The organism is Kangiella spongicola (genome assembly GCF_003194565.2).
Classification (GTDB): Bacteria; Pseudomonadota; Gammaproteobacteria; order Enterobacterales; family Kangiellaceae; genus Kangiella; species Kangiella spongicola.
The window spans coordinates 194,904-218,828 of sequence record NZ_QICH01000002.1; the positions used below are offsets into that span (position 1 = coordinate 194,904).

Below are 23,925 nucleotides of genomic sequence, written 5' to 3' on the forward strand. Positions count from 1 at the left end.
CGGCTTAATTCGTTTTACGTTCAACCGAAAAGATATTCGGTAATTGTCTAATTAAAGTCATCACTCGGTTCAAGTCATCTATCTGGCTGAGTTCAACCTCAACCCACAACTCAACCTGCTCATTATTTCTGTGCGTCGACAAATCAGTAATACTCGCCTGTTCGTTGGCCAGTATGGTCGTAATGTCTTTCAGCAGTGACTTACGATCCATCGCACTAATGCGTAAATCTACAGCATAAGAGTTATTAGCCTCGCCCTCCCAGCGAACGGGTATCAGGCGTTCAGGCCTCCCTACATTGGCTTTCTTAATGTGCGTGCAGCTCTTACGATGAATCATAATACCGCGCCCTTTAGTGATATAACCGACAATGTCTTCGCCAGGCACTGGTTTACAACACTTAGCAATCTGGGTCAGCAAATCACCCACCCCAGAAACAGATATATCGTTATAGGACTGACGTTTTGACTTTTGTCTCAAGTTTGGCGCGATATCGCGTCGAGGCTCTTGAACCTCTTTAAACTCTTTAGCTCGGTTTAGGACTTGCATAATACCTAAGTCGCCCGAGCCCATTTTAATATAAAGTTCCTGCTCGCTAGCCAAATGTAAGCGCTGTGCTAACTCTCGGTGATCAACATCCGCCAAGTGTGCTCGGCTCAGCTCCTTCTCCAGCAAGCTCCTCCCCGCGTTGGCGTTATCCTCTTTATCCAATTTATTAAAAAACTGTGCGATTTTATTGCGCGTTCGTGGGCTACCAATATATTGATTATAAGGAATTAGCCAATCACGACTCGGTAGCTCCTCTCCTTTAGCCATGATTTCAACGACCTCGCCAGTCTTTAACTGATAGGTCAAAGGCACAATTCGGCCTTTAACTTTAGCCCCAACACAGCGATGTCCAATTGACGTATGAATACGGTATGCAAAATCGATTGGCGTGCTGCCTGACGGTAAATCAATGACCTTGCCTTGTGGCGTAAAGACAAAAATCCTATCTTCAGCAACCGAGCTCTGGAACTCTTGCATTAAATCATCGCTCGCCGTATCCGCCAGCTCACTTTGCCATTCGAGCAGCTGTCGCATCCACTCGATCTTCTCGTCCACTCCAACACGCGTCAGATTAGTCCCTTCTTTATAAGCCCAATGCGCCGCGATACCTTTTTCAGCCTCTTCGTGCATCTGATGAGTACGGATCTGAACTTCTAAAACCTTCCCCTCTGGCCCAACGACCGCCGTATGAATCGAGCGGTAACCGTTTTCTTTAGGCGTCGCCACATAATCATCAAACTCTTTAGGAATATGCTGCCAACTGCCATGAACGATGCCTAACGTCGCGTAACAATCCTGAACCTTGTCCACTAAAATTCGAACCGCACGAACGTCATAAATTTCCTCAAAGCTCACACTCTTACGGGTCATCTTCTTCCAGATAGAATAAATATGCTTCACACGACCCGTGATATCAGCCTTAATCGACTCCGCAGCCAATTTATTATTCAAGAGCTCTAAAACGTCATGAATGTATTGCTCACGATCCACCCGCTTCTCACGCAAACTCTTAGCGATAGTTTTATAAGCATCAGGTTCAATATAACGGAAGGCTAAATCTTCAAGCTCCCACTTAAGTTGACCAATACCCAAGCGATTAGCTAGAGGCGCGAAAATATCATCAGTTTCTTTAGCGAAAAGAAGCTGTAACTCACGATCCGCATCCTTGATATGGCGTAAGGTCACCACACGATCCGCAAGTTTTAGTAAAACGACTCGCGCATCATTAACCATCGCCAGTAACATTTTGCGCAGGCTTTCAACCTGCTGCTCATCGTTTCCAGCGCCAGACGACTGCTGTAAACTGCGCATCGCCTCCATTTGTCCCGCGCCAAGCACTAAGTCAGCAATACTATTGCCACAATGCTTTTTTAAGGTTTCATGATCAAGCGACTGGCTAATAACCGACGGCAGTAACACCGACGCTATTAAAGTATCTGAATCCGCATTGAAATGAGTCAATACCTCAGCCAACTCCAAACCCGCCGCTAGAGTATTTAAACGAATCACCGGTGTCGTCGAAACATTTTTCTGAGCAAGCTCAACCGCTTTTCTCAGCTTTGCAACCGCCTTGTCCGACAACGACAACTCATTCAGCTCTAACCATTGATCAAAGTTAAAGTTACCTGAATCGACAATTTCAAATATATCGTGTTCTTTACGCTTCATAGCTATATTACTTTATTGGTAAACTATTATTTTTCTTAAGATTTTTGACTAGAACACCCGCAATGGAAAATACATACACAACCTTGTAACAAACCCCATCGCAGCGCCTTAATAACGCTCCCGAGCCTTGTGTGATTACTACAGAAAAGCCTTACAGCTCAGGCATCAAATCCATGAATTAAATATAGTAGCAGTATAAAAATTTAATGGAAGTGAGGAATGGGATATTTCAGATTTTGTCATTATTGGGTTGAGACTTTATTTGCATTATATTAACTGTAGGTATCGTCTTTGCGAGTTGCCATAGGCGACGTGGCAATCTCAGTGTCATCTTTTCTGTTTACTCCTCACCCCTCAGAGACAGAATTAGATTCTGGCTTTTTGTTTCGCCCCTCGGCGAGTCACTTTCTCTTAGGTGGATAAGAGAAAGTAACCAAAGAGAAGTCCACCCCTACATTGAGGTCATTACAATGACTACCTTCATAAAGCCCAAGTCACTTCACGCACCGTGAAAGACAGTCCATCCATGGCCTGTTTTTCACTATTTGAATCATCCAAGATTCAAATTGCTATGCCTTGTCCTTTATTCAGCTCAATGTAATGGGATTATTTAGAGCAAACCTATAAGTGTATATTAATATTCCCAATTACTTGTCATATCACTCTTCCAGTTATATGGTTTTAATAACTATAAAGATATATGGATAAAAAATAATGAATACGACTAATTTATTTTCTGAGTTACTTGTTGTCGGTGCTGGTGGCGTTGCTTGGTATACACTATTATTTATAGCTATTTTTGGTCCTGAACCTATACTATACATCCTTGCAGGTAGCTCTTTTATTTTTATTGGTATATCTATAATCTTTACATACTTCATGGGAGTTCTTTTGGATCGGGCATATGTTCAACTCTGGAGAAAAATGGACGAACACTTCCGCAGAAAGGAGTATCCCTGCTTAAATAATTACAATATAGCGCAAGCGTTAATTGCGGAAAAATGTAAAGAAAGCTCTAATGAACTACTTAACTTCTATCGCTCTAGAATTAGAATCCTTAGAGGTTCGATGGTTAACTTCTTCCTTATAGCTATATTTGGGGCATGGGCCGCCAACGACTCAATTGGAGTTGCAACTTTTATATGTATCAGCGCCTTGCTGATAAGTTCAACATGTTTCTTGGGGTTTAAAGATCTATCTCAAAAGCTTTACAAAAAAACTAGTATTCTTGAGCGTGAGCTCTCATCATCCTAAGAGAAGGTGTAGCCTCACAGAAATAAAACGCCTTCGAGGGTTTGTTTGGTTATTAATAAAGTCACTGGATTCCGTGGTTTAACCACGGAATGACGGAAGTTGCTAAAAGGGATATAAAATTGCTTTAGGCGAGGCAAAATTCAAAATTGGGGCGGGAGTTTACGCTAGGTAAATGACCAAGCCAATTTTGAATTTTAACAAAGCATAAAGTGATTTTAGAAGCTTTCAAAACCCAGAAAGAAATAAAATGCTTAAGTTCGAGGCAAAGAGTCGCGCAAAAGCGGAGGTGACCTAGTAGGTCATTGAGCATTTTAAGCGACTCTTTAACAATGAAATTAAGTATTTTAGGCTTTCTGGAACAAGGCGATGGATTCTGTATGCGCTGTATGCGGAAACATATCCATAACTCCAGCTTTTACTAACTTATACCCTCTTTCCTTTAACTCACCGCTATCTCTCGCCAGCGTTGCTGGGTTACAGGAGACATAGACGATGCGCTCTGGGTTAAAACGTGCGATGTTTTGTACGACGTCTAGTGCACCACTTCTTGGCGGATCGATGAGGACTTTGTTAAAACCTTCTTGGGCCCACTCTTCTTGAGTGAAATCGGTTTGCAGGTCGGCGGCGTGGAATTTTACGTTGTCGAGGTTGTTGTGTTTGGCATTCATGCCACCACGCTCAACCATTTCTTCACTGCCTTCAACGCCGACGACGTTTTGTACTTGAGTCGCTAGTGGGATTGTGAAGTTTCCTAGGCCACAGAATAAGTCGAGTATACGGTCGTCTTTGCTTGGTTCTAACCAGTCGATGGCACGCTTGACCATTTGCTCATTAATACTGGCGTTCACTTGAGTGAAGTCCATTGGGTGGAACAATAACTCGACTCCGTAGTGGTCTAGTTTATAGCTCAACCAGTCCTTCTCTTCTGGCCCATAGATCTTATGAACCGTTTTAGGGCCTTTAGGTTGTAAATAAATATACAAACCATGCTCTTTACCAAACTCGACCCACATATTATGGTCTTTCTCGGTTAGAGGCTCAAGGTGACGTACCACGAGCGCTACTTGGTCGTCGCCCATGGCAACTTCAAGCTGTGCCGTTTTGTTGTTGGTGTCGAGCTCGGAGATCATTTCTTTAAGTGGTGTAATCAACTGACCGACTCTTGGGTCTAGCACCACGCAAGAATCAATCGTGGCGAGGAAACTGCTGCGTTTTTCACGGAAGCCCACTAGCGCACCGCCTTTTTTCGGTACGAACTTAACGCCTAGACGCGCTTTACGGCGATAGCCTAAAACGTCAGCTTGCATCGGCCCGACAAGCTCATAATCATCATTAGCTAAGTCGTACTGTCCAAAATGCTTTAACTGCTCGACTAAGACAGACTCTTTGTGGGAAATTTGTGCAGGGTTGCTCATGTGCTGCAAACTACAGCCACCACAGATATCGGCGTGGATACACGGCGGCGTTACTCGATCGGCAGAGGCTACATGAATTTCTTCGGCCACTCCTTCGTCGAACTTGCCACGTTTTTCGGTGTAGATAAAGGATACTTCTTCACCAAGTAGCGCATTATCGATAAATACAGTTTTTCCTTCGACAGAGGCAATACCTCGGCCCTCGTGTGAAAAGGCATGGACTTCCGTGCGGACGGGATCTTTCGGTAATGCCTTTCTACGTCTTCTTCTTGCCATTAAATTCGGTCTCTTTTGTTGCTACTGTCGCTAAAATACAATTAAAACTGAATAGGCTTATTCGCCAATCCAGTGTTCTAGAAATTCATTTAAATGTGGTTTGTTTTCGTCTTTCAGATATTGCTGAAGGAAGCTCTCTTCCGCGGCTAAGTCATCTTCTGTCATGTTGCCACGCATCACTTCAAAGCGTAAATACACCAAATAGGTGTTGAGAACGTCTGTTTCGCAATAGTCACGGATCGCTTTGAGGTTACCTTCGTTATAGGTTTCCCAAACCTTCGCACCGCTCATGCCCATTTTACCTGGGTAACCTAACATCGACGCAATTTTGTCTAAAGGGGCGTTCGCTCGTGGGTTATACAGCGCTAGCAAGTCCATTAAATCAATATGGCGATTGTGATAGCGGCTGATGTAGTTGTTCCACTTAAATTGGTTATCAATCTCGCCGGTATCCCAATATTTCTGCGCTACCACGTTATTTTTCATGGCGCGGTAATGCAATACAGGCAAATCAAAGCCAGAGCCGTTCCACGACACGATAGTCGGCGCAAAGCGCTCAATACCATCGAAGAAGCGTTGTACGATTTCTTTTTCATCCGCATCCTCTTCGCCAAGCGACCAGACTTTTACTTTATCGCCGTGGCGGAAAACTGCCGAAATGGCGACGACTTTGTGCAAGTATAGCGGCTGAAACGTTGTGCCCGATTGCTGTACTCGTAAGTGCTCCATGGCAGAAACCACGTCTTCGTCACTTAACCCTTTAAAATCATTGAGCAAGCGTCCTGCTTCAACGTCTGGAATCGTTTCGATATCAAATACAAATAAATTCATGTCACCGCTTTCTCTTCTGCTATCTCGTCTTCAGATTTTATGTTTATATCCCTGATTCGCTTAATCTATAAGAAGCTGTTCTTGCCTCAACCACAACGGCAAGGTAGATTAGGCTACAAAGGCCCCCGTAGTATAACGATTTTATCGTAAAAAAGCTTGGAGATTTCGTCGTTGAGTTCTATACGTTTAGTGCTGCAACCTGCGGTTAATTTATTACAAATTATAATAATATCATTGATTTGCGCAGTCTCACTCCCAAGTTTCGCTGAGCACCTTGAGCCGCCGACCGCAATAAAGGTCAATGTCCTTAGTCCTTTTTCTACAGAGCAAGAAAGAGCCCTGCTCTATTCGTTCCGAAAAACTCTGCTCGACGAGTATAATATCGAGGCATCTGAGACCTTAATATTCTGGCAACGCCAACCAAACTGGCAGCAACAGTTGGAGCAAAATCAGCCAGATTTAATCGTCGCCATAGGTAACGACTCTTATAATAAAGTCAAAGAGCTTGAACTATCAGCGCCAGTTTTGGCTATGATGTTAAGTAAAGATCTGCTGCAACAACTCCGCCAACATCCGCGCGATAATATTTACGCCATAACTCACACACAGCCATCCGACCGCTTCGTGCAACTGGCGAAAAGTCTTAACGTTTACCAAGCGCAAATTGGGAGTTTCATCTCACCACAGATTAAAGATCAAATTCATGAGTTTGAACAGCTTGCTAGGTTTTACGATCTAACCTATCGCCCTGTAATCGTTGAGCCTAAACGCAAAGGTCGTGATGCTATTCGTCAGTTAAGCCTCTGTTGCTCTGTGATACTTTTAGAAAGTGATTTTGTTTATCGACCAGGAAAAGTACGCAAATCAATTTTAGTTAACGCTTATCGCCAGCGCATAATCGTCATAGCGCACTCAGAAAGTGTACTAAAAGAAGGAGCAATGCTAACATTATTCACCCAGCCGCATGACATCGGTAAACAAGGCGCGACTCTTTACAGTCAGATTTTGAGCGACTCCGTTTCCGAGCCTTATCAATACCCAACTAGCTTTTCGATTTCAATTAATCGAAAAATTGCACGTTTACTGGGGTATGATGACTTAAAAGTCGGCGCGCTGATGCGAAAAGTTGAAACTTTGGACTTCATTCAAAAATCGATGGGCAATGGGAAGATGCAAACACCATGAAAAACTGGGGAATTAGTAGACGAATCCTTTCTTTGGCGCTAACGCCAACGCTTTTGGTTTGCCTGTTGTTAGGCTTTGTTTTCATTAACAACCATGTTGAAGATAGTGAAGATTCCCTAATTTCACGTGGAAAAACCATTGCCACCCATCTAGCGTTAGCAAGCGAATACGGCATTATTACGCTCGATAACTCGACTTTACAAGAAATGGCCCAAGCGGCAAGAGACAACGATAAAGAACTATTAGCTGTCGCCATCTACGATCAAAATAACCGAATTCTGACTTCGGTGGGCGCCGCCGAATTTTTATCCACCATGAACGTTAAGAACCTACAAGATTTGACGCAAATTGGCGCTCAAACCAGTTTAATGCGTTACGCTCGTATGGAAAAACACGACAACGGGATCCTATTCCACGCCCCAATTTTGTCGAAATTCCCCGAAGATCACGAATCTTGGCGCACTAACGTTAAAAATAACACAGAAATCCTAGGCTATGTTTCGGTGTTGATGTCCAAGGATTTCTCGCTCCTCAGTCGCTATAGCACCATATTTACCACTGTTTTCATCAGCCTTTTAGGTCTGTTAATTGGCGGTTTCTTAGCGCGAAGAATGTCCTCTAGCGTGACAGAGCCTATCGTCAGCATGGCCAAAGGCGTCGACAGAATTAAGGATGGTCGACTCGATACCAGGATTAGCTCTGACGCCAGCGCAGAGCTTAAAACGCTTCAGGATGGTATTAATCTGATGGCTGAAAGCATGGAGCATAACCAAGAAGAGATGCAACAAGCCGTGGATCAAGCGACCGAGGACTTGCGTGAAACCCTTGAAACGCTTGAGGTCAACAACTTAGAGCTGGATATTGCTAGGCGCCAAGCGGTTGAAGCCAGTCGTATCAAAACCGAGTTTTTGGCTAACATGAGCCACGAAATTCGTACTCCTATGAATGGCGTTATTGGCTTTACTGATCTCTTATTAAAGACCGAGCTGAACAATAAACAAAAAGACTTTTTGTTCGATATTAAACGTTCGGCATCCGGCTTGTTATCAATCATCGATGATATTCTAGACTATTCGAAAATTGAAGCGGGCAAAATGTCCTTTGAGCGCTACCCGTTTGACCTTAGAGAGTGCGTCGACGATGTCTTTAAGATCCTTGGCCCGAATGCCTCGAAGAAAGGCATTGAACTGGTTTCTCTGATCTATTCAGATGTTCCAAAAGCCCTACTCGGCGACCCGATTCGAATAAAACAGATTATTACTAACTTGCTCAATAACGCGGTTAAATTTACCAAGTCTGGAAGTGTTGAACTCTATGCTGAAGTTGAATCCGAAGGCAAAAAAGGCTTAAAGCTTAAAATTGAAGTCAAAGACTCTGGCATTGGCTTAACTCGAGAGCAGCAAAACAACCTATTCAAAGCCTTCACCCAAGCCGATAGCAGTACCACTCGTGAGTTTGGCGGTACAGGTCTTGGCCTCGTCATTTCAAAGTCGTTAGTTGAAAAGATGGGCGGTAATATTGGCGTAAACAGTACCGAAGGAGAAGGCTCTACCTTCTGGTTCACGCTTCAATGCGAGCGCGCAGAATCCTTGCCAGAAGACGGTATTACGGGCGAATTCCTAGCAGCAAAATCTGTTCTAGTCTTTGATCCACACCCAGCGACCAGACTATCACTGACGCAAATGCTCGAAGATTGGCAAATGCAGGTACGAAGCTTCGAGAAAATTGACGATTTGATGACGGAAGTCGACCTCTACTCTCAAAGCGGTAAAAACGTCGATCTCATCATTATTGGTGGCCAGCGCTTTAGACGCCGTATGCAACGTATCGAACATATTTGTGACAAGGTGCAGGGACAGCTAAATTGCCCTGTGATTACCTTCACTACGGCTAGCGATGTGGATTTCCTAGAGCACTTAAGTAGTTTAGGCGTATCGCGTGCCATGGAAAAGCCGATTACATATCGTGCCTTATACAATTCTTTAATTGAATTATTGCACTCGAGTAAGCCCCGAAAAGAGGAACCGGTTAGCACTCCAGCGCCACAAGATGTAACTAAACTAAAAGGCTGCTATGTACTTGCGGTGGATGATAACCCTGCAAACTTACGTCTCGTAGCGACTTTACTGCAAGACCTTGATATCAAAGTTGATACAGCTGAAAGCGGTATGCAGGCAGTGTCGCTAAGTAAAAACAAAGTTTATGACGCTATATTAATGGACATTCAAATGCCGGAGATGAATGGCCTCGAAGCTACCCGAACCATTCGAGCCAATGCCACCAACCAAGCAACCCCAATCATTGCGTTAACGGCGCACGCTATGGCTAACGAACGCGAAGTATTACTCGACTCCGGCATGGATGATTACATGACGAAACCTGTTTCAGAGCAAGACTTGGTTAATGTTTTATTGAAGTGGACTCAAGCCGATGTAACGCTGAAAACAGGCAGCCAAGAGCACCAGCCTGAGCCACTGGACAAAGAGAAAACGCTGGATTGGGAACTTAGCTTGAAGCTGGCTAATAACAAGCAGGATCTCGCCAAAGATATGCTGAAGATGATGGTTGATTCCAATCACGAGACAGGACGCGTTATTCATGCCGCCTATCAGGGTCAGAATTTTGATGAGTTACTACAGCAGATCCATAAGTTGCATGGTGCCAGTTGTTATGTCGGTACACCACGCTTGAAAAGCCTTAGCAGTCAATATGAAACCAAGCTTAAAAAGCAACAATACAATCTGCTAGACGACTTGCATAGCGAGCTATTACAAGAGCTAAAAGCCATCAACAAAATGGCCAAACCCTATATTGAAGATATCGCTAACTCAGAAAGCTAACAACTAATCTAACTGGGTAATTTTAATTGTCGATTCTTGAGGCGCCTCAGGGATCTGCTCTACAATTTCACCGAGTAAAGTCCCCTGCTCAATATCTACCGCCGTTAGTTTGGTTGATAAAATCAAACGTTCTGGACTTAACCCTTGCGCAACATCAACCGCTACCTTGTGGTAGTTTGGCGTATAGCCGTGGAAGCGTTGAGTACCATCATCATTAGTTTGATTAGAGCTTTCCCACAAAATAGGAACTGTTTGCCCCACTTGCGCTTCTAACTCACGCGCTTTTAGCTTAGCCGCCAATTCATGCAGGCGACGGCTGCGTTCTTTTTTAACGTCTTTACTAATTTTATTAGGCAGTCTTGCAGCTTTGGTTCCTTCTCGATCCGAGTAGGTAAAAATATGGATATGACCAAAACCGACCTGCTCAATATATTGCATTGTTTGCTCGAATTCATCATCCGTTTCACCTGGAAAACCAACAATAACGTCAGTGGTCACGTTAAAACCCGGGACTTGGGTTCTGGCTTGATTGACTAGTTCTTGGAAGTCCTCAGTGCGACAGCGACGCGACATACGGCGTAACACAGAGTCAGCGCCACTTTGGATCGGCAAATGCATATGTGCCATCAAGCGCGGATTAGCAAACAGTTCAAAGAAATTCTCACCAAGATCCCAGGGTTCGACTGAAGCAAAGCGAATTCGTGGCATCTCTGTTCGCTCAAGAACGTTCTCCACTAACTCATACAAGCTCGAATCGATGTCTGAGCCATATCCACCAACATGCACCCCAGCCAATACAATCTCTTGAACACCTTCGGCGTAAAGGCTGTTTATTTCTTCAATTAAGTCATCAATGCTACGGCTTTTTTCTTCACCGCGGGCAACAGTCACAATGCAATAGGTGCAACGATAACGACAACCGTCTTGAATCTTGATAAAGGCTCTTTCACGATTACGCGCGAACAAAGCGCTTTCGCCTGGCTGAGTCGCAAATTCAGGCATAACTGGCATATCGAGAACATCTTTGACCTTCTCCACCAGAATGTCTTTATCCGAGTTATCAACCACCAAATCGACACCCATAATTTGCTCAAGTTTTTCAGGCTCTAACGAAGCATAACAGCCCGTCACAACCATACGAGCTTCTGGGTTTGCGCGGTGGAAACGCCTAACCGTTTGGCGAGATTTACGCGCAGCTTCAGAAGTCACAGCACAAGTATTGAGTACAATTAAATCCGCCACTTCTGGCGTAGCGGCTAGTGAATAGCCCACTTTCTGGAATGAGGTAGCCCAATTCTGTAACTCAGCTTCGTTTAAACGACAACCCAAAGCATTCAAATGTACTTGCATATATCTGTTCTCTAACCTGTGACAATTTGGTGGTTTAGCCAAGAAATGGTATCCCAGCGAAACGGGCGCCAATTGTACATATTCTAAACACTAGATTCACCTAGTTTCGCATCAATTCCGCCGTCGAGGTATAAAAAAAGGCGCCGCAGCGCCTTTTTATGCATAGAGTAAATCCTATGACGATTGGTCCACTTGGTGCATGTGCACATCTCTTTGTGGGTAAGGGATTGAAATACCGTTGGCATCCAGTGCTTTTTTGAATGCTTCGAGGTTATCCCAGTAAACCCCCCAATAATCACCACTATCAACCCACACGCGTAAAGTGAAGTTAACAGAGCTGTCTGCTAACTCTGCCACAGCAATGAACGGCTCAGGGTCTTTATGCACACGCTCGTCGGCTTTGATGACGTCTAATATCACTTTTTTAGCAGCATCAATATCATCGTCATAACCAATACCTAGCGTAAAATCGACGCGACGCTTCGGTTCAGTACTATAATTCACCAACGAGTCCGTAGAAATTGGTGAGTTTGGAATGATAATGGTCTTGTTATCAGGCGTCTTTAGGATAGTGTTAAAGATTTGGATTTCTTTAACGGTACCAGAATATCCCTGCATCTCAACCCAATCACCGACTTTGTAATGGCGGAAAATCAGTAGCATTACGCCACCAGCAAAGTTTTGAAGCGTACCCGATAAAGCCATACCTATGGCTAAACCAGCAGCACCCAATAATGCTACAAAGGTGGTCATCTGCACACCTAAAGTACTTACTACCGTAATACCAAGGATGATTTTCAGCAAAATACCAGTTAAACTTAATAAAAACGTCTCAAGAGTCGTATCGAAGTTCTTGATTTTGAACATCTTTTTCATACCACCCAATAAGACCTTAATTAAGATCAGACCGACGATCAGAATGACCAAGGCAACTGCCAGTTTAGGTAAGTAAATCATGGCATAGTCCATTGCCAACTCAGGCCAACCCGAAATATCTTCAATATTAATCCCTATGCCATCTGCGGCTTCCGTCGTAGATTCTTTGGCTGCTTCTGCTACATTATTAGTAGACATGTGTGTTCCCCGTGTTTAAGTTATTTATGACATCAACATTGTATTAACTAGCTCTCAGACTAACAAGCATAGGTCTGAAATCAAGAACTTACTTTTACAAATTTTAACGACAACCTCTAAGCAATCTGTTAATTTATTAACAAAGTTCGCGTTAATTCAAGTTAAAGTTAGTCAAAGATAAATAGGAGCCTTTATGCGTCAGCTACAACTTCTAGCCATCGCAACTATTACTGCAACTCTTAGCATCGGTTGTGCCAGCATTAAACCAGCCGAAGTCGATTCCAAACTTTCAGCTTGGAAAGGAGCGCAAATTGATACTTTGATTCAAACCTGGGGCGTACCGACCGCAGATCGAGAAATCAATGGCAAAAAATATGCTGAATGGAATACTCGAGAGATAAAAAACCGACCTTCGTTTAATATTGGCGTAGGTGGTTTCGGTGGTAACTTCTTTGGTAGCATAGGAACTACCCTATTTGGCGGGAAAAAAGATCTCTACTGCACAGTTCAGGTTGGTTATAACGACCAAGGCACAGTCTTTCAAACAAATTGGAATGGTGATCCAGAAGCCTGCGACTCAGCCATCCCTGAGCGGACTGACTGAGCCTAGAGGCAATAAAAACATTAGTCTACAGCTTCTAAATGCGTAATGATTAGCTGTAGCTCTGGTTGATAGTAGTCGTTAATATCAGGCTTAAATACTGCTCTAATTGCTGACACAGGCTTTGACCAAAGGTTTGGGTCGATGCGAAAGGCAATGGCTGCTATCGGCTGAGGACAGTTTTCCTTTCTCAGGGTCAACTTTAAATGTTGTTCCCCGACAATACGCTGGTTTATCACTTCAAACTCATCATCAAACGCAGGCTCTACAAATCCCTGACCAAAAGGACCGGCTTGAGCTAAAAGCTGTGCACTTTCGAGCTGATACTCTTCGGGTAACAATGCCCCGTCGGTTTCGATGATATCTTCCATAGCGCGGCCATCGAGAATATCCTTAACCGCTAACTCAAAAGCTTGTTGGAAAGTTTCAAAATTTGCTTGTGGTAACGACAGTCCGGCCGCCATAGCGTGACCACCGAATTTATCAATTAATCCAGGATGACGCGCATCAACCAGCGCTAATGCATCTCGGATATGCACTTCTTTGACCGAGCGCCCAGAGCCCTTAATCACGCCGCCGTCAGCATTCGCAAACACAATACAGGGGCGGTAGACCTTATCTTTTAAGCGTGATGCAACTAAGCCGACAACGCCTTGATGCCAATGCGGCTCATACAAACACAGCGAATAGCCCGTATCCGTACCTAAGGTCATCGACTCAACCTGCGCCAAAGCTTCATCCTGCATGTCTTTTTCTACCTGCTGACGATCGCTGTTTAAACTATGCAACAGTTGCGCCAGCTCCGCCGCTTTATCACGCGACTCCGTGATCAAGCACTCAATACCAAGGCTCATATCATCGAGTCGACCGGCGGCATTAAGTCTTGGGCCAACAGCAAAGCCAAGATCTGTGGACTTGATTTTTACGGGGTCGCGCTTGGCGATACGCAACAGTTCGATAATCCCTTGGCGACATTTCATGCCACGAATTCGCTTCAAACCATGATGCACCAGTATTCGGTTGTTCTTATCCAGAGGCACAACATCAGCAACTGTTCCTAACGCAACAATATCTAGGTAATGCGCCAAGTTGGGTTCACCAACACCACTTGATTCAAACCAGTTTTTTTCACGCAAAAAAGAGCGAAAGGCTAGCAACAAATAAAAAACCACCCCGACGCCAGCTAAATTTTTACTCGGAAACTTATCACCAGGCTGATTCGGGTTAATAATAGCATCTGCTTGTGGAAGCTCCTCTCCTGCCAAATGGTGGTCGGTGACTAACACCTTGATTCCAGCATCTTTGGCAGCCTTTACGCCTGCAATACTCGATATGCCATTATCGACGGTAATGATTAAGTCGGGAGAGTTTTCCTTGGCGACCTCAACCAGCTCTGGTGATAACCCATAACCATAGTCAAAACGGTTAGGAACTAGGTAATCTACGTTCATGCCTAACTGACTCAAGACCAGCTTAGCTAAGGCACTACTCGTCGCTCCATCTGCGTCAAAATCGCCAACAATTAATACTTTCTCTTGCTGCTGCAAGCTCTGCCATAACAATTCAACCGCCTGCTCGATACCTTTTAAACTATGAAAAGGTTCAAGTTTGGACAAACTATAATCCAATTCATCTTTCGAACGAACTCCGCGGTTGGAGTACACTCGATTAAGTAGGGATGAAGCAGTTAAGGGCAAATTAGAGTCGGAGTTTCTTCGACGAATGTTAAGCGACATACACACCTTTATGCGTCTTACAGCATGATTATGGGTTAGACTTAAAACTGAAGTTCGTTATACTGAAAATAGACTCTTTGTGCAAAAGTAATCTTAAACTTAAGATAAAACCCTATGGACATTTCACTCGACAAATCCTCTGGTCAATACCAAATTACTTCTTATAGCAACCAATGCATCACTATAAATGGTCGAGGCTACTCGGAACCAATTACAGTCACCTTAGATTCCCTAGAAACAGGACAGTTACCGGCAGATGTTAGCGACATTGATGAAGCTACCTTAAGAGCTTTGAAAATAGATCAATATGAAGCGGTATTATTAGGCACTGGGGAAGAGCTCAAACAAGCCTCTTGGGATTTATTGGAAGCAGCACAGCTCATAGGGGCACCGCTTGAAGTAATGTCGACGGCGGCGGCGTGTCGAACCTTCACGGTTTTAGCTAGCGAAGGCCGACGCGTTTTGGCGATTTTATACCCTTAAAAATTAGCGTATAAAACCAAGACTAGTTTGTTATTTATTAGCGACTTCTTGCTTAGTTTCTTGAAGCTCGTTTAAACGACGATTTAAGACTTCAGCAGGAAGGTAACCGCCAATTAAGTCACCATTTTCTAAAATAATTCCCGGCGTGCCATTTAGGCCAAACTTGCGTACCAAGTACATGTGTTCCTGAAAAGGAGTCTTACAGCTACCAGTGCGGTATTTATTATGTATTTTTGCATCTGTCATCGCAGCTTGTGGATCCGATGCACACCATATACCTCTTAGCTTACTGGCAGATTTGGATTGCAATCCCGCCCTAGGGAAAGCCAAATAACGCAAGGTAATGCCGAGATCTAAATAATCTTGACGCTCTCGATGAAGCTTCTGACAAAAACCACAATCTACATCAGTAAAAATTGTGACTACATGCTTTTCATTTGGCGCTTTGTAAATCACCATATCGCTTTCATCTAATTTATTAATCTCTGCGATTCGCATTGGTGATTCAAGCTTTTGAATTTCAGCCATACGTTTTGAAGAAAGGTTACTCACCTTTGGCGTAGAAATATCAAGAAGTTGGCCTTTAACTAAATATTTACCGTTACTCGAAATATAGTAAAGATCGCCTTGCAGCATAAAGGAGTAAAGCCCTTCGATTTCAGACTGGGCAACATGTTGAATACTTGCTGAAGGAAACTTGGATTGAAGCAGTTGTTTTATTTGTAAAGGGTTCAACTCCGAACTTGCTGATTTTTTACCAGCCGTTTGTATATTCACCGCCTCCGCACTATTAGCAGACGCTACACTCGATACAGCCCCTATGGATAATGAGGCGAAGAGCGCTAAAAATAACAACTTGCTTAATTTTTGCATAAGGATTTAACATTCTTTTCTATTGATGGGTTACCTAGTTCTCGGCACTATTTTAACTGCCGATACTATCTCAATGCTTATTCTAGCCAAGTCATTTAGCAATTAGTAAGCTGATTTACAAAGATTTACATGCAAAAGTTAGCCACGAGGGTGATGCTCTGAGTGAAGTTGTTTCAGGCGCTCACGTGCGACATAGGTGTAAATTTGCGTTGTCGATAAGTCGCTATGCCCTAATAGCATTTGCAGCGTCCTTAAATCAGCACCATGATTCAATAAATGAGTAGCAAAAGCATGACGTAACGTATGTGGTGACAAGTGACTTCTGATTCCTGCTAGCTTTGCATAATGCTTAATGCGATACCAAAAGTTCTGACGCGTCATGTTAGTCCCGCGTGTACTCAAAAAGAGCCAGTCATTAGCATCTGCAGTAGCAAGCTCTGGCCGTCCATACTTTAAATAAACTTGGATTGACTCGAGCGCTTCCTCCCCTATGGGTACTAAACGTTCTTTATCACCTTTACCAATGACCCTCATTACGCCTTGGACAAACCCAATTTGATTTACCTCGATACTAATCAGCTCTGTAATGCGTAAGCCGCTGCTGTATAACAGTTCCAGCATGGCTTTATCACGAAGCCCAATCGCGGTTTCAAGATCGGGTTGCCCGATCAGTGTTTCAACATCTTTTTCGCTAAGAGTTTTCGGGACAGGGGCCTGTATTTTCGGGTTTTCAATTTGCTGAGTCGGATCTATTTTGAGGCGATGTTGCTGACATAGATAACCATAAAATTTACGTAATGATGATAGTAGCCTTGCGGTAGAGCGACCGCTGTACTTTTGCTGGTATCGGTGGGCTAAATAAGACTGTATATCGCTTTGCTCTGCTTTTAATAAACCGCTTCCATTTAACTTCAACCAATCCGCAAATATTTTTAGATCAGTTCTGTAACTGGATAACGTTGCATCGGAAAGCCCTTGCTCCATCCACACATGATCACAGAATAATTCAATTTCACTAATGTCTTCAGCAGAAGCGTTAGTTTTCTTACGGCGCTTATCAACCAAAATACAACCCCAGGCAAAGAGAAGCTCTAGATTACCTTAACTCAGTAGCGAACTAAAGATGTGTTCGTTTTTTATAAATCTATATCTGATAGACATAAAAAAAGCAGCCCGAAGGCTGCTTCTTAATCTTCACTAAGAAAAACTTACTTCTTAACGTCAAGTCTTTCTTTAATACGTGCAGATTTACCACTACGCTCACGTAAGTAGTAGATTTTCGCTTTACGAACAGCACCACGACGCTTAACTTCAATGCTATCGATTAGTGGGCTGTAAGTCTGGAACGTACGCTCAACGCCAACACCAGAAGAAATCTTACGTACTGTAAAAGCTGAGTTTAAGCCACGGTTACGCTTTGCAATTACTACGCCTTCAAAAGCCTGTAAACGCTCACGATCGCCTTCTTTAACTCTAACTTGTACAACTACTGTGTCACCAGCACCAAAAGTTGGTACTTCTTTGTTCATTTGTTCAGCTTCTAGCTGTTGGATGATGTTACTCATGGCTGTTGCTCCTCATTTGAGCGTCTGCTCTATAAATTAAATGGTAAAAAGAGACAGCTTTATTCGCTATGCTCTTCGATAAATTCTTGTAAAAGCTGTTGTTGCTCATCGTTTAATTCGATTTGTTCCAACAAGTCTTTACGTCTTAACCAGGTTCTCCCCAGAGATTGCTTCAGCCTCCAGCGACGAATTTTTTCATGGTCGCCAGTTAGCAATATGGGCGGGACCTGCTGACCTTCGTAAACTTCAGGTCGTGTATAATGCGGATGATCCAATAAACCTTCCGCGAAAGAATCTTGCTGTGCTGAATTTTGGTGACCCAAAACACCAGGCAAGGTTCTTATAACAGAGTCCATTACAGCCATCGCTGCAATTTCCCCACCGCTAAGAACGAAGTCACCAAGCGATACTTCCAAGTCTATTTCAGACTGAATAACTCGCTCGTCAATTCCTTCATAACGGCCCGCAACAAAAAGCAAATTTTGCTTTTGTGCTAACGTTTCTACGAGTTGATGATCGAGCTTCTTTCCCTGCGGTGATAAATACACTTTATACACAGGCTGGCTATCCGAAATAGCCATGGCGCTCTCAGCGTATCGAATGGCTTCTGTTAGTGGCGCAGTCATCATCAACATGCCCGGTCCACCACCATAAGGCCTATCATCAACGGTACGGTGTTTATCTTGAGTAAAGTCTCGTGGGTTTGTAACCGCCACATTCACTTTGCCTTGTTTCACCGCACGTCCAACCACACCCTGCTCACAAATTGTTTCAAACATTTGTGGAAAAAGGCTGATGATATGTATATTCATCAACGCTTTTAAATCAGTGTTAATAGTCAGACTCCCAATCAACGAGAATTTCTCCCGCATCTAGGTCAACGTTGATTACGCTATAGTCAGGTACATAAGGAATCAGTAGCTCGCCACCTTTCGGTTTTTTAACTACCAACACATCATTGGCACCCGTTTCCATCAACTTTTTTACCTGCCCGAACTGTTCACCGGCTTGGTTTACGACGCTTAATCCGATCAGATCACGCCAGTAATATTCACCATTCTCCAGCTCTGGCAGTTGCGATTTATCAATCGCGACTTCAACACCATGGTAAGCTTCGGCTTGGTTTCGATCATCACAACCCTCGAGCTGTGCGACCAATGTTTTGCCTTGCTCACGACCTTTTACAATAGCAATTTCTTGCCATTCGCCGTTAAGCTTTAAGTACCACGGTTTATAATTAAAAATATTTTCTTTAGGCGAAGTAAAGGAATAGACCTTAACCCAACCTTTAATGCCATAAGCCCCATTTAATTTGCCGACTACTAATGGCTCAAAAGCTTTAGACATCAATAATATTCTTAATTAATTAACAATTACTCAGCTTTAGCAGCTTCTTTAACTAGCGTAGCAACACGACCAGTCATCTGCGCGCCTTCACCGATCCAGTGTTGGATGCGATCATTGTCTACGCGTAGACGCTCTTCGTTACCACGAGCAACAGGGTTAAAGAAACCAACGCGCTCAATAAAACGACCATCGCGACGTGCGCGAATATCAGCAACTACTAAGTGGTAGAAAGGACGCTTTTTTGAACCACCACGTGCTAAACGGATGCTAACCATACGTTTAAATCCTCTAATATGAAATACAATACACCCCAAAGCCCCCTTTTTTAGGCGCTTACGAGGCTTACTAAATTTTAAGAGCGCGAATTATAAATGAAATCGCACCCTTTTGGAAACCGTTTTTGCCTATAAACCCAAATATTTCGGGCTTTTCCAACTGTTTCAACAGTTTTCCTAAGCTAAGGTTGCTTTAAAACATAAAAACGGTCGCTATTATAGCAAATTGCTCAGAACTTTTGTCAGCTCTTTCTGTTGATACAATTATGCTCCGGCGCATAAAAAAACGGCTAAGGATTCCCCCTAGCCGTCTCTAAACTCATGATTTTGTTTATTATTTGTTGCTTGAACAGCTTTGCGCCTTTTCTGGGTCGATGCCATGCTCTTCACTAACGCTTTTCGAGCAGTTTTCCATCTCAGCACTAAGTGCATCACGCTCTTCTTGGCTCATGCCCTGGGCTGCCATCAGTTGGCTAAAGTTTGGTGCCATACATTTATCTAAAATACCGGTCATCATAGCGTTACAGTCAGACTCGCTAATCTCTATACAAGACAGCATTTCTTTGTCCTGACACGTTTTTGCCATTTCTTGCTTCATCATCTGCATCATCATGGCTTCCATCCCAGCTTGCTGAGAGTTTGCACCCTGCGTAGCCTCACCTTCCGCTTGTGCGCCAAGAGATAGCGTTAATAAGATGCTAGCAGCGGTTAATCCAAATAGTTTCATATCATTCTCCAAAATCGAACAGTAAAGTCGCCCGATTTTAACGAACGAGTCACTGAGTACAAGTTATTTTCGCCCAAAAGGAGGCATACCTCCCATTCCACCGCCACCACCTGGTGGCATCATTCCTTGCATTCCGCGCATCATTTTCATCATGCCACCCTTGCCTTTCATCTTTTTCATCATCTTTTGCATCTGATTAAATTGCTTTAAAAGGCGGTTAACATCTTGAATTTGAGTGCCTGAGCCGTTCGCGATCCTTCTTTTACGCGAGCCTTTGATCAGTTCTGGTCTGGCGCGCTCTTTTGGCGTCATAGAATTAATCATCGCCACCATACGTCCGGTGGATTTATCATTCATGACTTTTTGCTTAGCGGCTTCAGGAATTTGGCCCATACCAGGTAATTTGTCCATCAAGCCTGCCATGCCGCCCATATTTGACATCTGTAATAGCTGTTCGCGGAAGTCTTGAAGGTCAAAACCTTTACCCTTCATGATCTTTTTAGCGACTTTTTCAGCTTTTTTCTTGTCTACTTTGCGCTCAACTTCTTCAATTAAGCTAAGAACATCGCCCATACCCAAGATTCGAGACGCTACTCGCTCTGGATGGAATGGCTCCAACTGATCAAGCTTTTCGCCCATACCGATAAACTTGATAGGTTTACCGGTAATTTGGCGAATGGATAATGCCGCACCACCACGAGCATCACCATCAGCTTTGGTTAGAATAACACCCGTTAAATCAAGGGCATCGTTAAAGGCTTTTGCAGTATTTGCAGCATCTTGCCCCGTCATCGAGTCAACTACGAACAGTGTTTCAGTTGGCGACACAGCTTGTTGTAACTCGCTGATTTCCGCCATCATGGCTTCATCAACCGCTAAACGACCCGCGGTATCGATAATGATGACATCAGCGAATTGTTTGCGCGCTTCTTCGATTGCGTTTTTAGCAATATCGACAGGCTTTTGATCGGTTGTACTCGGGAAGAAGCTAGCGCCTACTTCTCCAGCTACGGTTTCTAGCTGCTTAATCGCCGCTGGACGATAAACGTCAGCACTAGCAACCATTACCGACTTCTTCTCACGGTTTATCAGCAAGTGAGATAGCTTACCGGCACTGGTTGTTTTACCCGCACCTTGCAGACCCGCTAATAGTATAACGACTGGTGGCTTAGCACTTAGGTCGAGCGCATCGTTCTCTGCGCCCATCGCTTTAACCATTTCATCATTAACAATTTTGATGAATGCTTGGCCTGGATCTAACGCTTTTCCAACCTCAGTTCCAACTGCACGGGCTTTAACTGCTGCAATAAACTCTTTTACGACAGGTAGCGCAACATCAGCCTCAAGCAACGCCATACGTACTTCACGCAGCGTTTCTTTAATATTGTCTTCGCTAATTTTGCCCTTACCAGCAATACTCTTTAGAGCACCTGAGAGGCGATCACTTAAACTATCAAACATTCGATATAACTCACTTGTTTATGGCGGTCAGTTTACTTTTGACTCTATAACCTATGGTGAGGCCTAAACTAACTCAAAATTTGATGATATTTATAACTATGACGCAATTATACCCAATCGACCTAGAATTGCACGATTTCAACCATACTCAAGTGCCCTTTGAAAGTAACCAAGTTGACATTTTTTGATGATTTGAGTGATTCTCCACTAAATGTGGTCTTAGCCGTTGTTATTTATAGCCAGAAGCGCTTGTTATAGTGCTGTTTTCCTCTAAAATAGCGTTTAGAATTAATCCATACTTACTAAGCATCAAGTGAAACTAATTTTTCAGCTATTAGCAGGGTTGGCCTATCTCGGAGTTGCACTTTTCCTAGTGCGTCGATTACGTCATCCAACAAAGGTCGTTCCAGACTGGGGCAAGTGGTTGCCATTTATTCCGGTAACGCTTCACCTGTTCGCCTTGTATCTGTTAATTGAACGTAGTAGCGAGCAAGGACAAAACCTGACCCTGCTTAGTCTCGCGTCTTTAGTCACTTTAGTGTTAGTACTTCTGGTTACCATTTACCGCTTTAGTAAACAAACTCCGCACTTAATGCTGTATACCGCAGTAATCGCTGGCGTCGTTAACTTTCTGAGCATGCTTCCAGAAGAGCCGAATATTGTTAACTTTAGCAACAATGGACTTGGGGTGTTACACGTCTGGTTATCCATAGTCGGATTTAGTTTGTTATTTGCTGCAACCTTACAAAGTATTCTAGTACTCATTTTGCATAATAAACTGCGCCACAAACCAGCCAGCATACATCCCTTATTGCCACCATTATTAGAGATGGAACACTTCTTATCAGCATTGGTATTGTTGGGCATCATTTGTCTAGGAGTCGCTTTTGGCCTTGGCTTCGGCTTGCCTGATATCGTTATTCAATCTCAACCGTTACACAAAATTATTCTCTCGGTTCTAGCTTGGTTCAGCTTCTGTACATTTTACATTGGGTATAAAAGCTCTAGATTAAGCGGTATCCGTTTTGCGCGTTTGTGTATCATTGCTTTCGTTATCCTGAGCATAGGCTTTCTCGGCACTAAGCTGGTTGTCCAGTATATTTTATAAGAACATACGGAGTTTTTCTTGGAATCATTGTCAACCGGATCCCTATTTTTAATACTGGGTTTGCTCGTTCTTCTTTCAGCGTTCTTCTCTAGCTCAGAAACGGGCATGATGTCGCTCAACCGCTACCGCCTCAAACACAGAGCCCGAAGTGGCGACAAGAGAGCAAAGCGAGTTTATGAAATGCTGAAACGCCCCGACAAGTTGTTAGGCTTAATATTACTCGGTAATAACATCGTCAATATTCTGGCTTCCGCGATCGCCACGGTTATCGCCATTCGCTTTTGGGGTGAAGGTGGTATATTCGCCGCAACGTTAATGTTGACCGTAGTCATTCTTATTTTTGCGGAAGTGACTCCAAAAACTTTAGCTGCTCTTAATCCAGAGAAGATATCCTTTTTCGCAGCTCCGACACTCAACCTGCTATCCACCATCTTTAATCCAGCGATTAAGCTCATTAGCTTTTTAGCTAATGCTTTACTGCGACTTTTTGGTGTTAACTCGAATTCTGGCCAAGACGATCACCTCAGCCAAGAAGAACTGCGTACGGTGGTCAACGAAGCAGGAACTATGATTCCTCAACGGCACCAAAAAATGTTGTTGAGTATCTTGGATCTTGAAACCGTGACAGTTGATGACATCATGGTTCCTCGAAATGAAATTATCGGGATCGACCTCAACGATGATATGGATTACATCCTCGAGCAAATACGAAACAGTATTCACACTCGACTGCTGGTATTCCGCGGTGAGATTGATAACGTTGAAGGTTTCCTTCATGCTCGCAACTTTGGTCGTGTGCTTGAGATGGAATCGAATGACTCTATAGGAATTTTAGAGCACCTTGATCCGATTTACTACGTTCCAGAAGGCACCCCTCTTCATACCCAGTTAATGAAATTCCAACGTAAACGTGATCGCGTTGGCTTGGTGGTTGATGAGTATGGTGATATTGAAGGGCTGGTGACGCTAGACGATATCCTTGAAGAGATTGTTGGTGATTTCACCACCGAAATGTCGAGCATTAACAAAGACATCCAAAAAGATGGCGAAGATGTTTACTTAATCGACGCCACTGTGACTATCCGTGACTTAACTAAAACTCTAGAATGGAAATTACCGACAGAAGGTCCTAAAACCTTAAACGGGTTAATTACAGAGTATTTAGAAACCATACCGCAGGCGGGAACCTGTCTCCGGCTTTATGGTTACCCCATGGAAATATTGCAAGTTAAAGATAATATCGTTAGAAGTGTGCGCGCCATGCCAAAGCTTTATGTGGCACCAACGAACGAAAGCAACTAGGACATAC

21 protein-coding genes are annotated in these 23,925 nt (G+C 43.6%); 7 read left to right on the forward strand and 14 right to left on the reverse strand.

What is annotated here, in order from left to right:
• Positions 1–4: 4 nt before the first annotated feature.
• Complete coding sequence (gene relA, locus DL796_RS06520; protein ID WP_110200910.1) at positions 5–2,215, reverse strand: GTP diphosphokinase; 2,211 nt, start codon at positions 2,213–2,215, stop codon at positions 5–7.
• A gap of 714 nt (positions 2,216–2,929) precedes the next feature.
• Between relA and DL796_RS06525 the strand changes: the two genes are divergently transcribed.
• A complete protein-coding gene (locus DL796_RS06525) occupies positions 2,930–3,469 on the forward strand; it encodes a hypothetical protein (protein ID WP_110200911.1) in 540 nt (179 codons plus the stop codon).
• A 344-nt stretch (positions 3,470–3,813) separates the two neighbouring features.
• Here the strand turns inward: DL796_RS06525 and rlmD are convergent, their stop codons facing one another.
• Together rlmD and DL796_RS06535 are read right to left on the reverse strand one after the other, a co-directional pair.
• The gene (rlmD, locus tag DL796_RS06530; protein ID WP_110200912.1) at positions 3,814–5,160 is read right to left on the reverse strand and encodes a 23S rRNA (uracil(1939)-C(5))-methyltransferase RlmD; all 1,347 of its coding nucleotides are present in this window, start codon (positions 5,158–5,160) and stop codon (positions 3,814–3,816) included.
• A 57-nt stretch (positions 5,161–5,217) separates the two neighbouring features.
• Entirely contained in the window at positions 5,218–5,991 is a 774-nt protein-coding gene (locus DL796_RS06535; protein WP_110200913.1) for a 3'-5' exonuclease, read from the reverse strand.
• A 171-nt stretch (positions 5,992–6,162) separates the two neighbouring features.
• On the opposite strand from DL796_RS06535, the gene DL796_RS06540 reads away from it, so the two are divergent.
• Complete coding sequence (locus DL796_RS06540) at positions 6,163–7,176, forward strand: ABC transporter substrate binding protein (protein WP_170114227.1); 1,014 nt, start codon at positions 6,163–6,165, stop codon at positions 7,174–7,176.
• Positions 7,173–10,016, forward strand: a complete 2,844-nt coding sequence (gene barA / locus DL796_RS06545; protein WP_110200915.1) for a two-component sensor histidine kinase BarA — start codon at positions 7,173–7,175, stop codon at positions 10,014–10,016. Before DL796_RS06540 ends, barA begins: the two co-directional genes overlap by 4 nt.
• 3 nt (positions 10,017–10,019) lie before the next feature.
• Here barA and mtaB read toward each other — a convergent pair whose 3' ends face one another.
• Together mtaB and DL796_RS06555 are read right to left on the reverse strand one after the other, a co-directional pair.
• A complete protein-coding gene (mtaB, locus tag DL796_RS06550) occupies positions 10,020–11,366 on the reverse strand; it encodes a tRNA (N(6)-L-threonylcarbamoyladenosine(37)-C(2))-methylthiotransferase MtaB (RefSeq protein ID WP_110200916.1) in 1,347 nt (448 codons plus the stop codon).
• A 174-nt stretch (positions 11,367–11,540) separates the two neighbouring features.
• Positions 11,541–12,335 (reverse strand): mechanosensitive ion channel family protein, encoded by a 795-nt coding sequence (locus DL796_RS06555; RefSeq protein WP_196597986.1) that lies wholly within the window; start codon positions 12,333–12,335, stop codon positions 11,541–11,543.
• Positions 12,336–12,633: 298 nt separating this feature from the next.
• Between DL796_RS06555 and DL796_RS06560 the strand changes: the two genes are divergently transcribed.
• Positions 12,634–13,044, forward strand: coding sequence for a hypothetical protein (locus DL796_RS06560; RefSeq protein ID WP_110200917.1), 411 nt, complete (start codon positions 12,634–12,636; stop codon positions 13,042–13,044).
• Between the two features lie 20 nt (positions 13,045–13,064).
• On the opposite strand, the gene recJ is transcribed toward DL796_RS06560, so the two are convergent.
• Positions 13,065–14,777: a single-stranded-DNA-specific exonuclease RecJ gene (recJ, locus tag DL796_RS06565; RefSeq protein WP_110200918.1), complete on the reverse strand. Its 1,713-nt coding sequence runs from the start codon at positions 14,775–14,777 to the stop codon at positions 13,065–13,067.
• Positions 14,778–14,891: 114 nt separating this feature from the next.
• Here recJ and DL796_RS06570 point away from each other — a divergent pair, with 114 nt between their 5' ends.
• On the forward strand, positions 14,892–15,260 hold the full coding sequence (locus DL796_RS06570) for an Mth938-like domain-containing protein (RefSeq protein ID WP_110200919.1): 369 nt from the start codon (positions 14,892–14,894) through the stop codon (positions 15,258–15,260).
• A gap of 30 nt (positions 15,261–15,290) precedes the next feature.
• On the opposite strand, the gene DL796_RS06575 is transcribed toward DL796_RS06570, so the two are convergent.
• The 8 genes from DL796_RS06575 to ffh all read right to left on the reverse strand — a co-directional run bounded on the left by DL796_RS06575 (position 15,291) and on the right by ffh (position 21,508).
• The gene (locus tag DL796_RS06575; RefSeq protein ID WP_110200920.1) at positions 15,291–16,133 is read right to left on the reverse strand and encodes a thioredoxin fold domain-containing protein; all 843 of its coding nucleotides are present in this window, start codon (positions 16,131–16,133) and stop codon (positions 15,291–15,293) included.
• A gap of 138 nt (positions 16,134–16,271) precedes the next feature.
• Positions 16,272–17,201, reverse strand: coding sequence for a site-specific tyrosine recombinase XerD (gene xerD / locus DL796_RS06580; RefSeq protein WP_406946422.1), 930 nt, complete (start codon positions 17,199–17,201; stop codon positions 16,272–16,274).
• Between the two features lie 140 nt (positions 17,202–17,341).
• Positions 17,342–17,698: a 50S ribosomal protein L19 gene (gene rplS / locus DL796_RS06585; RefSeq protein WP_110200921.1), complete on the reverse strand. Its 357-nt coding sequence runs from the start codon at positions 17,696–17,698 to the stop codon at positions 17,342–17,344.
• A gap of 59 nt (positions 17,699–17,757) precedes the next feature.
• On the reverse strand, positions 17,758–18,510 hold the full coding sequence (gene trmD, locus DL796_RS06590; RefSeq protein WP_110201342.1) for a tRNA (guanosine(37)-N1)-methyltransferase TrmD: 753 nt from the start codon (positions 18,508–18,510) through the stop codon (positions 17,758–17,760).
• Between the two features lie 19 nt (positions 18,511–18,529).
• Positions 18,530–19,045: a ribosome maturation factor RimM gene (gene rimM, locus DL796_RS06595; protein WP_110200922.1), complete on the reverse strand. Its 516-nt coding sequence runs from the start codon at positions 19,043–19,045 to the stop codon at positions 18,530–18,532.
• 26 nt (positions 19,046–19,071) lie between these two features.
• On the reverse strand, positions 19,072–19,320 hold the full coding sequence (gene rpsP / locus DL796_RS06600) for a 30S ribosomal protein S16 (protein ID WP_110200923.1): 249 nt from the start codon (positions 19,318–19,320) through the stop codon (positions 19,072–19,074).
• A 334-nt stretch (positions 19,321–19,654) separates the two neighbouring features.
• Entirely contained in the window at positions 19,655–20,047 is a 393-nt protein-coding gene (locus DL796_RS06605) for a hypothetical protein (protein WP_110200924.1), read from the reverse strand.
• Between the two features lie 63 nt (positions 20,048–20,110).
• Positions 20,111–21,508 (reverse strand): signal recognition particle protein, encoded by a 1,398-nt coding sequence (gene ffh / locus DL796_RS06610; protein ID WP_110200925.1) that lies wholly within the window; start codon positions 21,506–21,508, stop codon positions 20,111–20,113.
• A 313-nt stretch (positions 21,509–21,821) separates the two neighbouring features.
• On the opposite strand from ffh, the gene DL796_RS06615 reads away from it, so the two are divergent.
• A complete protein-coding gene (locus DL796_RS06615; protein WP_110200926.1) occupies positions 21,822–22,616 on the forward strand; it encodes a cytochrome C assembly family protein in 795 nt (264 codons plus the stop codon).
• 18 nt (positions 22,617–22,634) lie between these two features.
• Positions 22,635–23,918, forward strand: a complete 1,284-nt coding sequence (locus DL796_RS06620; RefSeq protein ID WP_110200927.1) for an HlyC/CorC family transporter — start codon at positions 22,635–22,637, stop codon at positions 23,916–23,918.
• The last annotated feature ends 7 nt before the right edge of the window (positions 23,919–23,925 follow it).